The organism is Brevibacterium sp. AGC70, assembly GCF_057334195.1.
In genome coordinates, this window is sequence record NZ_JBHFIH010000019.1 from 192,708 (window position 1) to 204,317 (window position 11,610).

Sequence of the window (11,610 nt, forward strand, 5' to 3'; positions counted from 1 at the left end):
CCTTCTTCTCTCTGCGGAGGATAGGGGATTCGAACCCCTGAGGGCGTTAACCCAACCCGCGTTCCAGGCGAGCGCCATAGGCCACTAGGCGAATCCTCCGCGAGCCAGCCTATCCGAGTCGTGTCGACAATGCGAAATCCTGACGGCTGAGTGTGAACCATCACACTAAGTGCAGGTGAAATCGCTTCTCAGCTGCCTTTGCCCTTGCCTGCCTGACCCAGGTCCTGCTCAGTCTGGACTTCGACCGTGGTGCTCTGTACCTGTTGCGGGTGGCCAGACGGTGAGCGCCTCATACCAGGTCGACCCAGTCGAGGGCGATTGAAATGGGCGCAGAAACCTTCCCGCCGTGTGTCGATGCGGCATAAACTTGTTCGACGTAGTGCATGAGAGGGTCTCGACCGAGACTCTCTGAAACATTGCTGACTAAGGAGTCATCATGAAGTTCATGCTCATCATGCGCGCAGTCGACCAGGCCGCCGTGGACGCCTTCGAAGCCGCCGATTTCGAGAAGATCATCGCCGACATGGGCGCCTATAACGAATCCATGGTCAACGCCGGCGTCATGGCCGACGGCGCCGGACTCTCCGATGCCTCCGAAGGGGCAGTCGTCGATTTCAGTGAAGACGATCCCGTCGTCACTGACGGCCCCTATGGAGAATTGCGGGAGCTGTTCAACGGCTTCTGGATGGTCGAGGTCTCCTCACAGGAGGAAGCGATCGAGTGGGCCAAGCGGGCCCCTTTGGGCACCGGATCCCAGATCGAGGTGCGACGCGTCAATGGACCGGAGGACTTCCCTCAGGACAACGAGTGGATCCAGAACGAACAGGAATGGATCGCCGAAGGGAAACTGGCCGGCAGTTGACCAGTGCCCCAGCCGATGACACCGATGCGGTTCACCGGGCCATCGCCGCGACGTGGCGGATCGAGGCAGCGAAGATCATCGCAGCTCTGACCCGCTACGTCGGCGATTTCGGGCTCGCCGAGGATCTCGCCCAGGAAGCAGTGACCGATGCGCTGTCCCAGTGGCCGAAATCCGGAGTTCCGGCTAACCCGGCCGCGTGGCTGACCACGGTTGCCAAACGTCGGGCAATCGATTCGTGGCGAAGGCGAGAGCGACTCGACGATCGTCTGGCGAAGCTTGCCGGGGAGCTCGAAAGCCGTCAGGACGCGGACGTGGGTGGTCTCCCCTGGGATCCGGACGACATCGAGGACGATGTACTCCGTCTCGTCTTCATCGCCTGTCATCCAGTACTCGGTCGCAGCGCCCAGCTCGCGCTCACCCTGCGGGTTGTGGGCGGCCTCTCCAGCGAACAGATCGCCCGGGCGTTCCTCATTCCAGTCTCGACAGTGCAGCAGCGCATCGTCCGGGCGAAGCGGGCCCTGGCAGATGCCCAGGTTCCCTTCGAGCTTCCAGCGGCCGACGAGCAGCCGGAGCGGCTGAAGGGAGTGCTCGGGGTCCTCTATCTCATGTTCGCAGAGGGGCACGTGACAACCTCCGGACCCGACTGGATGCGTCCAGAACTGGCGATGGAGGCTCTCCGCCTGACCCGTGTGACTGCCGGTCTGCTCCCACACGATCCGGAGGTCCACGGTCTCGTCGCCCTCATGGCCTTCACCGCGGCCAGATTCCCTGCCCGCCTGGGGGCAGATGGTGAGCCGATCCTGCTAGCCGATCAGGACCGATCGAAATGGGATCGCTCGCTCATACGCCTCGGCTCTCGCAGTCTTGGGACCGCACAGGGTCTCCGCACTGCACTCGGCCCCTATACGCTCCAAGCCATGATCGCTTGGTGCCATGCCGAAGCCAGAAGCATTGAGGCCACCGATTGGGTGCGCATTGCGTCCCTCTATGACATGCTCAATCGAGCCGTCCCCTCACCTGTCACTCAACTCAACCAGGCGATCGCGATCGCCGAAGCGCATGGCCCAGCACGCGCTCTCAGCCTCGTCGATGACATCGACTCCACCGGAGCACTTGGGAAATTTCACCTTGTTCCCAGCGTGCGCGGTGAGCTCCTGTCGCGCCTCGGCAGGGATCAGGAGGCGCGAGGCGAATTCGAACGCGCGGCGTCCCTGACGGCCAATGACCGAGAACGCGAGGTCCTCCTCGCCAAGATTCGCAGAATTGAGGACCGGCCGGCTGAGAGCACCGACAAAGCCGATCGTGGAAGTCGACGAAGCACTGGCAACTGATCCAGCCACCTCGTTTTGTGCCTCGAGGATGCTCTCGTCTAGACTGTTCGTTGGCTCCCCGTGCGGCGTCATCTTGTGAACTCCCCCAGGGCCGGAAGGCAGCAAGGGTAAGCGAGCTCTGGCGGGTGCACGGGGAGTCCTTCGTTTCTCAATGTCACAATTCCACAACTCCCCCTCCCCTGTGTCAGTCCAGGTCAGGGCCACTTTCAACGGCGAGAGATGGGCAATACACGAGGATTTCAGGCAGTGCTTTAATACTTTCGTGATTTGGCTTCACTAACATGGTCGGCAGCTCTCATCCCCTTTGCCCGAACGAGGATCCCTGTTTTGTCACCCAAGAAGATTCACGGGGCGGTTGCTGCCCTATCGGCAATCGCTCTGCTCACCGCCTGTACCCCCTCGGGCTCCGACTCTGACGCCACCCGCGATACTGAGAAATCGGCTGAGACCGCTGCCGAACCCATCTTCCGAGTCGGCACCGTCTCCGAGGACGAGGCTGCCAAGTCCTCTGCGCAGGGATCTTCAGCGAAGACTTCCGGCTCCACCTCATCGGCCGAGCCGACCGGCACCCAGTCACCCGCCCCGGGACAGACCGGCGAAGTCGTCGAATCCGGAGCAGACTCCACAGCCGCGCCGGGCGAGCGCATCAGTCTCAGCGTCGAGGACGCGACGCTGAGCGACATTTCGCTCATCGAGTCCGAACACCCCAGAATCACATCTGACCCCGGTGTCTTCTTCGACACCACTGGGGCCGAACTCGAACTCAAGGCAGCCGATCAGAGCCAGAAGTCCTCCGATGAGGCGGGCACCTCGTCGCCGAGCGAAAGCGCAGCAACCGAGGCCGCTGCGAAGAAGGACTCTGCCAAGGACAAACACTCCGTCATCGCTCCCGACGACGCTGCGGCCTGGGTTTCGGTCTACGACCTGGTCGCTGACAGCACCTACGAGTTATCGGCCACAGCCACCTCGGCAGATGGAGAGGAGCACGACTTCACGTCCACGGTCAACGTCTCAGCCGGCGACGCCTCGCCGATGTCCGTGCGCACGACCCTCTCCGATGACCAGACCGTGGGCGTCGGCGCCCCGATCATCCTCAGCTTCGGCTCCACAGTGAGCAAGCAGTACCGTGACGATGTCGAGCGCCGTCTGACGGTCGATGTCACCGACAACGACGGCAAGAAGCGCAAGGTCGAGGGGTCATGGGCTTGGCTGCCCGACGATCCGCAGTCCCGTCTGCACTTCCGGCCCAAGGACTTCTGGCCCGCGCACTCGAAGATCTCCGTCGACGCGCCCCTGAAGAGCGTCCCCACCACGGCGAAGACGGTGGGCCAGAACGACCTCACACTCGACTTCGACATCGGTCGCAAGCAGATCGTCACGGCCGATGCCAAGTCTCACCGCATGGTCGTCACCCGCGATGGCAAAGAGGTGATGAACTTCCCCGCCTCACTCGGTGCGGCGAAGTCTCCCTCCTACAACGGAACCCATGTGGTCATGGCGAAGTCGGCAGACTACACGATGACCTCCGAGCAGTGGGACTACGAAACCGACGTGCGCTGGGCCGTGCGCATCCACAACAATGGAGAATTCGTCCACGCCGCCCCCTGGTCGACAGGGGTCCAAGGATCGGCGAACGTCTCCCACGGCTGCATCAACTTGTCGACAGCGCGCGCCAAGCAGTACTACGACTCTGCGATCTTCGGCGATCCGGTCGAGATCACAGGTTCGAATGTCAGCCTGTCCACCGCCGCCAGCGACATCTCCGACTGGGTCTACGACTGGGACGACTGGAAGAAGATGAGCGCACTCGACTGATTGTCTGCAATGCGCCCACCCGGTGTCCCCGTGTGAGCTCTACTTCTTGACCTTCTTCGCCGCCTTGTCGATCATTGGCACATAGCGCTCGAGCGCCCAGGGAACGGTGAGCGGGTTGATGATCGACGAAGCGGTGACGAAGGCCTGTTCCTCGGGAGCGACTACCGCACCGGACTTGATTGCCGGAATGTTGGAGTACACGCTCTGTGACTCGATCTCCTTCTTGCTCTTCTCATCGGAGTAGAAGGTGAAGATGAGGTCAGAGTCGCCGAGCTTGTCGGCGTTCTCGAGTCCGATGAGAGCCGAGTCCGTGCCCGGAGCATCGTAGTTCTTCTTGAGCTTGTTGATGATGGGATCGGGGGTCAGACCCAGCGCCGAGACCATCGCCACCCGCTGCTCATCGGGGTAGAAGACACCGAGGGTGCCCGGTCCGTCATTGTAGATGTAGGAGAATGTGAGTCCCTCGTATTCGGACCGCTTGGCTTCGGAGAGCTGCGTCTTGATGTCGTCGACGAGCCCCTCGGACTCCTTCTCCTCACCCAGCGCCTTGCCGATGGTGGTGATCTGCTCATCCCATTCGATGGTCCACGGCTGCTTGGGGTAGGCAACCGTGGGTGCGATGGCGTCGAGCTGCTTGTACTGATCGGCGGTGACGCCGGACCACGGCGCGAGGATCACATCAGGTTCGAGCTCGGCGACGGCTTCGACGTCCAGCTCCGTATCTCCCTGGAACTGCGTGGGAAGCTTGTCCCCCTTCTCCTTCACCGCCTCATGGATCCACGGCATATAGCCGGTGGCATCGCTGCCCCAGGCGTATTCCTCCATGCCGACGGGTGTCTTGCCCAAAGCAATGGCTGTCTCGGTCGAGCCCTGGCCGAGGGTCACGACGCGCTTCGGTTCGGCCTCGATGACGGCCTTGCCCAGCGCATGTTCGATCGTGACGGTCTGGAAGTCGCTTGAGGCCGACTTCTCCGCATCCGCCGGTCCCTGGCTGCAGGCGCTCGCGCTGAAGGCGAGTGTGACAATGGTGCCTATGGCCATGGCCCGGCGAGAGAGATGAGCTGACATTCCTGCCCTTTCGACTGTGGGGATCGCGGTCGACCCCTCGACATGAACATAGGACAGCCTAACTTAACCTTGTGGTGTTGGTGCAACTCGACTGGCTCAGCGGCAATTCGTCTGCTCAGAGCAGAAACCCGTGCCACCGCAGCCGAACGCTCCTAGGATCGCATCATGGAACCACTTCGAGTCACGGACGGACAAGGCGATCAGGCCCCGGCACTGCTGTGGCGCGAGACTCTCGGACGGGTGCTGCGGCTGCGCCGCACCGAGCTGGCCCTGACCTTGGCACAGGTGTCGCGACGCTCGGGAGTGTCAACCCAATACCTGTCCGAGGTCGAGCGCGGCCTCAAGGATCCATCGTCGGAGGTCATCGAGGCGATCGCCGTGGTTCTCGGCCTCGCACTCCCTCAGGTCCTCGTTCTCGCTGCGTCGTCCATGACGAGAGCTGCACCCGCGTTCGCAGTCAACGGGCGCTCAGTCCCGCTCAGCGGTGGGCGGGCGCAGCTCTCACTCGTGGCCTGATCCCACAGGCCGGTCGGCTCAGCTCGTCCCGGAATCAATTTGGTTGGTTCTCAGCACTTCGAGCCGTGCCCGATACTCAGCCTCGTCGATATCGCCTTGGGCGAAGCGCTCAGACAGAGTCGCCTCCGCGTTCTTCGTCGATGCGAAACGGCCCTGAGCATCCGCCCAGGGTGGTCCCCCTGCTTGGCGCCAGCGACGCCGGTTGAGTGTGACGATGAGGGTGACGACCAATCCGATGATGAGCACCCAGAAGATCGGGATGAGGAAGAAGAGCGGCCAGGCCGCGGGTCCGTGTTCCATGTGCATGATGCCTCCTTGTCAGGAATCCACGTCCCTCGTGGATATGGCATCCATCCTTCGCCGACGGGTGCCACGGCGAATCCCCCACCGGGAGTCTCTTCAGGTACTCGCTGGGGATGAGCTTCTACTGGTCGCGCAGCCATCCTGGGGAGACCAACCCGGATTCATAGGCGAGCACGACCAGGTGGACCCTGTCGCGTGCGGCCGTTTTGGTCATGATGCGCGAGACATGGGTCTTCGCCGTCAGAGGGGAGAGGACCAGCCGGCCGGCGATCTCGTCGTTCGACAGCCCCTGACCGACGAGGGCGAGGACCTCACGTTCTCGCTGTGTCAGCACGTCGAGATGCTTTGCCGGCTCCGCCCGCAGGCCCAAGGACATCCTCGACAAGAGGTACCTGGTCACTTCGGGCGAGAGCAGCGCCTCACCCTCGGCAACGACGCGCACCGCTCTGATCAGGTCGACCGGCTCGGTGTCCTTGAGCAGGAACCCGCTGGCACCTGCCCTGACCGCGCGCACGATGTACTCGTCGAGGCCGAAGGTCGTCACCAGCACGACCCGCACATGGCCGAGGCCCGGATCGGCTGCGATCGCCTCGGTGGCCCACAGTCCGTCACCGCCTGGCATCCGGATGTCCATGAGCACGACGTCGACCGGCGTCGCTGCAAGTTTCTCCAGCAGCTCTTCCCCACCGGAGGCCTGCACGCGCACGCTGATGCCCGGTTCCGCGTCCAGCAGCGAGGCGAAGCCGGCGCGGACCAGCTGGTGGTCATCGGCGATCGCCACCGAGATATCGCTCATACCTGAGCCTGCCGATCTGATCGTCCGTGTCCGCTGGTCCAGGGCAGCTGGACGCTGATGTGCGTGCCGCCCCCGCTCGCCGAGGTGACCTCGAAGCTTCCGTCGAGGAGCTTGGTCCTCTCCCGCATTCCGATGATTCCGGTGCCCGAGTTATCGTCTCGCCCGAGGCTTGCGTTGTCGGTTCCGTGGCCGTCGTCGCCGATCTCAATGTGAAGGAACTCGCCGTCACGGGATACTCTGACGTTCGCCTGAGTGGCGTGAGCGTGGCGGACCACATTCGTCAGCGCCTCCTGCACGATCCGGTAGGCGGCCGCATCGGCGGCGCTGCCGGGGTTCTCTCGAGTGCCGTCGGCTCTGAGTTCGCGCCTGTCATCGAGGCGGATGGATGGTCGACCCGTCATCGCGGCGATGAGGGCCGGCAGATCGTCGAGGCCAGGCACCGGGGCCAACGACTCGGCCCTGCCTTCGCCGACTGTGCCTTCGCCGACACTGGCCGGGTCGGGGTCGGCGGCGTCCGAGCGCATCGTGTGGAGCACGGAGCGAACCTCGTTGAGTCCCGTTCGGCTCAGCTCTTTGATGGCGGCGAGCGCGCGTCTGGCCTGCTCAGGGTCGCGGTCGATGAGGTGTTCGCCCACACCGGCCTGCACGTTGATCTGAGACAGCGAATGACCCAGCACATCGTGCAGGTCTCTGGCGATGCGCAGCCTTTCGGCCTCAACCACCTCATGGTGCCGGGCCCGCGCTTCCTCGGCCGCGATCCTCCTGCTCTCGCGCCTGCGTCGGGCGAAGGCTCCGATGCTCAGAGCAATGAGCAGACCGATCGTCGCAGAGGCCACGCGCCCCACCGACCAGTCGACTTCGAGGAAGGAGCCGAGCAGCAGGGCGCCCAACCAGACACCCGCGGCCGAGGCGATGGCCCAGATCTGGCAGCCACGGACCATGGCCATGACGAGAGCGAAGAGGAACGCCGCATAGAACGGTGTCATCTCAGGTCCGGTGAGCCCCTGCGCCCACATTCCGCCCGGACCCTCCCCTGACAAGGGACGATTGCGTGGACCGTGGGCCCACACACCGGAAAGGCTGGATCGTGCCAGTGCGGCCCACACGACAATGTCGACCAGCGTCAGCCCGGCGATGATCGCGACTCTCGGGCCCGGCCAGCGTGCGCACAGCAGGAAGATCACTGGGGACAGCAGGGCCACTGCGATGCGCACGCCGCCGACCAGAGCATCGGCACCATCGTGCGTGGCCATGAACACGGCAACGGGCAGCTGCAGCAGCAGAGCCAGGACGCTCAGGGCAACCAGGCGCAGTCGAGGTCGATGACGGGCACGACGATCAGAATCGGGGTCGCTCGCCTCGGCGGGGGCACGCCTGGATCGGCTCATCCTCCGATCGTAGTCACTGCTGCCGAATTCGGCGTCGTACCACGGGAGTATCCGACTGGACTTCCCGCGGAGTACAGCTGCCTGGGAGCACCTCAGAGGATCTGGTCGACGAGGCCGAAGTCCTGAGCCGCCTGCGCGTCGAGGACGAGGTCCCGGTCGAGGTCGGCATGGATCTGCTCTATGCTGCGCCCGGTCCCCTGCGCCAGCATCCGCTCGACCTCACGTCGTTGTCGGGCGATCTCATCGGCAGCGACGATGAGGTCGGGGATTGCTCCGCGTGCACCCTCGGCATGGGGTTGGCGCAGCACCACTCGAGCGTGTCCGAGCATCGAACGCTGACCGGGCTCTCCGGCTGCCAGGAGCACCGCGGCATCAGCGGCCGCTTGCCCCACACAGATGGTCGCCACCGGTGCCCCGATGTGGTGCATCGCGTCGTAGATGGCGGTCATGGCCGTCAGCGATCCGCCCGGTGAGTTGATGTACATCTGGATCGGAAGTTCGCGGCTGCTCGCCTCGAGGTGGAGCAGCTGCGCGATGACTGTGTTGGCCACCCCGTCGTCGATCGGAACACCCAGGTAGATGATGCGGTTGCCCAGCAGGTGGGAATACACGTCGACGATCTTCTCCCCGCCACCCGAGCGGTCAACGACATTCGGAATCGTGTACTGGCTCATGGCGCACCGATCCCGCCGTGCAGGTCGGCTGGGGAGTCGACGACGCGGTCGATGAGCCCGTAGTCAAGTGCCTGCTCGGCGGTGAACCACCGATCACGCAGGGAATCCTCGAAGATGCGCTCATAGGTCTTCCCCGTCGCCTCGGCGATGCGGTGCAGGACCGAATCGCGGACGTTGCGCAGATCCCCGGACTGCAGTTCGATGTCAGCGGCGGCACCCCCGATGCCCGCCGATCCCTGGTGCAGGAGGATCCTGGCGTGGGGCAGGGCGAGTCGTCTGCCGGGTGTGCCCATCATGAGCACGAACTGCCCCGCCGAGGCGGCCCATCCGAACGCCACCGTGACCACGTCATTGGGCAGAGTTTCGATCGTGTCGGCGATCGCGTGCATCATCGGCACCGACCCGCCGGGTGAGTTGATCCAGAGGTGGATGTCGCTGTGGGGGTCCTCGGCGGAGAGGAGGACGAGGCGGGAGATGATCTCCATGCCGTTCTCATCACGCAGCTCCCCGTTGAAGACGACTGAGCGGTAGGCGTAGAGCATTCTCTGGGATTCGGGGATGGGCGTCAGTGTGGGGGCATCCTCCGGGTCGCCCCACCTCGGCGGGCTTGGGAGATTTCTGGTGTCGATTCGTGTGTTCATGTCACCACTGTGGCCCTCGCTTCGCCGGGCGGGAAGGTGTCTCCGCTCCAAGCGGGAGTGTGCCGCTGTGAGCAGACAGTGCCGCGTTCCCAGACGACGTGCAGTGCGGTCGTGATAAAATTAGGCGACGATTTCAACTGGAAGGTCGACCGGAATGCTGCTGAACCTGTGGATGACAGTTCAGTTCATCGTGGTGCTGTTGAGCACCGATGTCGATTCGGTCATTCCCCAGTCGTCTATGCATCTGATCGTCCTCGTGCTTCTGGGCGCGGTGCTGCTGTCACCGGTAGCGCCCTGGGCGGCAAACGCTCTCCTCAGGGCTCTTTCCCTGGCTCCCCACGGCCCCTGGATGGGACGTGAGCGAACCGAAGTTCGCGAATTCCGCATACCTGAGGAACCCGGGACTCCGGGCACCGCGCAAGCCAGAGCCCCCTCCTTCGTCGTTCGCTCCTTCGCCTGAACGACGACTCCATCGCCGTGCTCTGAAGCACGGTCTCTGACGTCACTCCCGCCTGCTCCTTGAGAGCCTGCCCGTGATGTCGCCATGCGTCGTTCCGTCCATGAACCCCCATGACGACATCACCACTGCTGCCTGCATGCCTATGCGCATCGGCGGCGCCCAGGAGGGCCCTCACCATGAACATCTACGAATTTCCACCCGTTGAACTGCTCGTCAACGCCGCCTATCGGATCGTCACCTGGCTCTCGACCCTGCTCGAACCACTGGCGGGCAGCGCAAGCGCCGCACTGGCCATCGTGGCGCTGACGCTCGTCGTCCGCGCCGTCCTCATCCCCGTAGGCCTGTCACAGGTCAGAGCCGGAATCACTCGACGTCGACTGGCGCCGAAGATCTCCGAGCTGCAGACCCGACACAAGAAGAATCCCGAGCTCATGCAGCAGAAGATCATGGTGCTCTACAAGGAGGAGAAGGCCTCCCCGATGGCCGGCTGCCTGCCCGTGCTCGCTCAGATGCCGGTGCTCATGGCCGTCTACGGAATCTTCATCCAATCCACGATCGACGGGCATGCGAATGAGCTCCTCAATCATTCGCTGCTTGGCATCCCCCTCAACGCCGGCTTCGTCGGGCTCCTGGGAGGCGGGGATCTGACGGTGGTCAGCATTGCGGTCTTCGCTGTCATCGTCGCGATCATCACTGTCGTCGCCGCCCTGTCGCGGCATCTTCTGACCCCCGACATGCCGCAGACGCCGCCGGTCCAGGCGTCCACCTCCGATGGACCCGCTATGCCGGACCTCTCAGGAGTGACCAGGATGCTGAGCTTCATGCCGTTCATGACGGCGGTCATCGCCCTGTTCGTGCCACTGGCGGCCACCCTCTATCTCATGACGACGACGGCATGGACCTTGGCAGAGCGTCTCGTGCTCAACCGTGCCTTCAAGGTCGACGAGCAGGACGAGTCCCAGCAGAAGGCGCAGAGCAGCTCGGCCGCCTGAGCGAACCGCTGCAGGGTCAGGAGACAGAAACAGGGCCGGACCGGAAGACTTCGCTTCCGATCCGGCCCTGTGCCGTGCAGGTGATCACCCTGCAGGCGGCCCTGAATCAGGCTGCCACGGGGACCTCGGCAGAGCCCGCGATCACGCGCAGCGTTCCGTCTTCGACGGTGGCGCTGACGGTTCCGCCCTCTGACACCGCCTCGTTGACGAGGAGGTCCGCGATGCGGTCGTCGAGCTCACGCTGGATCACACGCCGCAGCGGACGAGCACCGAACTCGGGTTCGTATCCGGCATCGGCAAGCCATTCCACAGCATCCTCGGACACGCTCAGGCTGATGTCCTGGTGTGCCAGACGCTGCAGCGACTGCTCCAGCTGGAGACGGACGATGACGCGCAGCTGTTCACGATCGAGCCGCGAGAACATCACGGTCTCGTCGATCCGGTTGAGGAACTCGGGGCGCATGACTTCCTTGAGCTTGCCCATCACCTTCGCGCTCAGGTCCTTCTCGGTGACCTTCGCATCGGTGGAGCTGAAGCCCAGCGGGGTGCTGCCGGCCATGAACTCGGAGCCCAGATTGCTCGTCATGATGACGACGGTGTTCCGGAAGTCCACGGTTCTCCCCTGTCCGTCGGTCAGACGACCGTCGTCGAGGACCTGGAGCAGCAGATTGAATGCGTCCGGGTGGGCCTTCTCGACCTCGTCGAGCAGGATCACCGAGTACGGCTTCCGTCGGACCTGTTCGGTGAGCTGACCGGCTTCGTCG

Annotated in this window: 13 protein-coding genes, 1 tRNA gene and 1 other RNA gene; 7 read left to right on the forward strand and 8 right to left on the reverse strand. The window is 63.8% G+C overall.

Features of this window, described 5'->3' with window-relative positions; all coding sequences use genetic code 11:
- Positions 1 to 14: 14 nt before the first annotated feature.
- Positions 15 to 99, reverse strand: a tRNA-Ser gene (locus ACE03M_RS18580).
- Positions 100 to 436: 337 nt separating this feature from the next.
- Between ACE03M_RS18580 and ACE03M_RS18585 the strand changes: the two genes are divergently transcribed.
- The 4 genes from ACE03M_RS18585 to ACE03M_RS18600 all read left to right on the forward strand — a co-directional run bounded on the left by ACE03M_RS18585 (position 437) and on the right by ACE03M_RS18600 (position 4,008).
- The gene (locus tag ACE03M_RS18585) at positions 437 to 862 is read left to right on the forward strand and encodes a YciI family protein (RefSeq protein ID WP_485935475.1); all 426 of its coding nucleotides are present in this window, start codon (positions 437 to 439) and stop codon (positions 860 to 862) included.
- Positions 829 to 2,193, forward strand: a complete 1,365-nt coding sequence (locus tag ACE03M_RS18590) for an RNA polymerase sigma factor (protein WP_485935476.1) — start codon at positions 829 to 831, stop codon at positions 2,191 to 2,193. The genes ACE03M_RS18585 and ACE03M_RS18590 overlap by 34 nt, the downstream gene beginning before the upstream one ends.
- Before the next feature lie 49 nt (positions 2,194 to 2,242).
- An RNA gene (gene ffs, locus ACE03M_RS18595) (signal recognition particle sRNA small type) lies at positions 2,243 to 2,338 on the forward strand.
- Positions 2,339 to 2,520: 182 nt separating this feature from the next.
- Positions 2,521 to 4,008 (forward strand): L,D-transpeptidase, encoded by a 1,488-nt coding sequence (locus ACE03M_RS18600; RefSeq protein WP_485935477.1) that lies wholly within the window; start codon positions 2,521 to 2,523, stop codon positions 4,006 to 4,008.
- A 39-nt stretch (positions 4,009 to 4,047) separates the two neighbouring features.
- On the opposite strand, the gene ACE03M_RS18605 is transcribed toward ACE03M_RS18600, so the two are convergent.
- Positions 4,048 to 5,076 (reverse strand): iron-siderophore ABC transporter substrate-binding protein, encoded by a 1,029-nt coding sequence (locus ACE03M_RS18605; protein ID WP_485935478.1) that lies wholly within the window; start codon positions 5,074 to 5,076, stop codon positions 4,048 to 4,050.
- Between the two features lie 165 nt (positions 5,077 to 5,241).
- On the opposite strand from ACE03M_RS18605, the gene ACE03M_RS18610 reads away from it, so the two are divergent.
- The gene (locus ACE03M_RS18610; RefSeq protein WP_143922145.1) at positions 5,242 to 5,592 is read left to right on the forward strand and encodes a helix-turn-helix domain-containing protein; all 351 of its coding nucleotides are present in this window, start codon (positions 5,242 to 5,244) and stop codon (positions 5,590 to 5,592) included.
- A gap of 18 nt (positions 5,593 to 5,610) precedes the next feature.
- Here the strand turns inward: ACE03M_RS18610 and ACE03M_RS18615 are convergent, their stop codons facing one another.
- The 5 genes from ACE03M_RS18615 to ACE03M_RS18635 form a co-directional block, all read right to left on the reverse strand.
- Positions 5,611 to 5,898, reverse strand: coding sequence for an SHOCT domain-containing protein (locus tag ACE03M_RS18615; protein WP_485935479.1), 288 nt, complete (start codon positions 5,896 to 5,898; stop codon positions 5,611 to 5,613).
- 118 nt (positions 5,899 to 6,016) lie between these two features.
- Positions 6,017 to 6,691: a response regulator transcription factor gene (locus ACE03M_RS18620; protein WP_143922147.1), complete on the reverse strand. Its 675-nt coding sequence runs from the start codon at positions 6,689 to 6,691 to the stop codon at positions 6,017 to 6,019.
- Complete coding sequence (locus ACE03M_RS18625) at positions 6,688 to 8,079, reverse strand: sensor histidine kinase (RefSeq protein ID WP_485935480.1); 1,392 nt, start codon at positions 8,077 to 8,079, stop codon at positions 6,688 to 6,690. The genes ACE03M_RS18620 and ACE03M_RS18625 overlap by 4 nt, the downstream gene beginning before the upstream one ends.
- 92 nt (positions 8,080 to 8,171) lie before the next feature.
- Positions 8,172 to 8,753 carry a ClpP family protease gene (locus tag ACE03M_RS18630; protein WP_485935481.1) on the reverse strand — a complete coding sequence of 194 codons (582 nt, stop codon included), beginning with the start codon at positions 8,751 to 8,753 and terminating at the stop codon, positions 8,172 to 8,174.
- A complete protein-coding gene (locus ACE03M_RS18635) occupies positions 8,750 to 9,394 on the reverse strand; it encodes a ClpP family protease (RefSeq protein ID WP_143922150.1) in 645 nt (214 codons plus the stop codon). Before ACE03M_RS18635 ends, ACE03M_RS18630 begins: the two co-directional genes overlap by 4 nt.
- Positions 9,395 to 9,548: 154 nt before the next feature.
- On the opposite strand from ACE03M_RS18635, the gene ACE03M_RS18640 reads away from it, so the two are divergent.
- A complete protein-coding gene (locus tag ACE03M_RS18640; RefSeq protein WP_485935482.1) occupies positions 9,549 to 9,854 on the forward strand; it encodes a hypothetical protein in 306 nt (101 codons plus the stop codon).
- Positions 9,855 to 10,030: 176 nt separating this feature from the next.
- A complete protein-coding gene (locus tag ACE03M_RS18645) occupies positions 10,031 to 10,846 on the forward strand; it encodes a YidC/Oxa1 family membrane protein insertase (protein ID WP_485935483.1) in 816 nt (271 codons plus the stop codon).
- 106 nt (positions 10,847 to 10,952) lie between these two features.
- Here ACE03M_RS18645 and ACE03M_RS18650 read toward each other — a convergent pair.
- Positions 10,953 to 11,610: AAA family ATPase (locus ACE03M_RS18650; RefSeq protein WP_485935484.1), on the reverse strand; the 658-nt coding region annotated here is incomplete at its 5' end.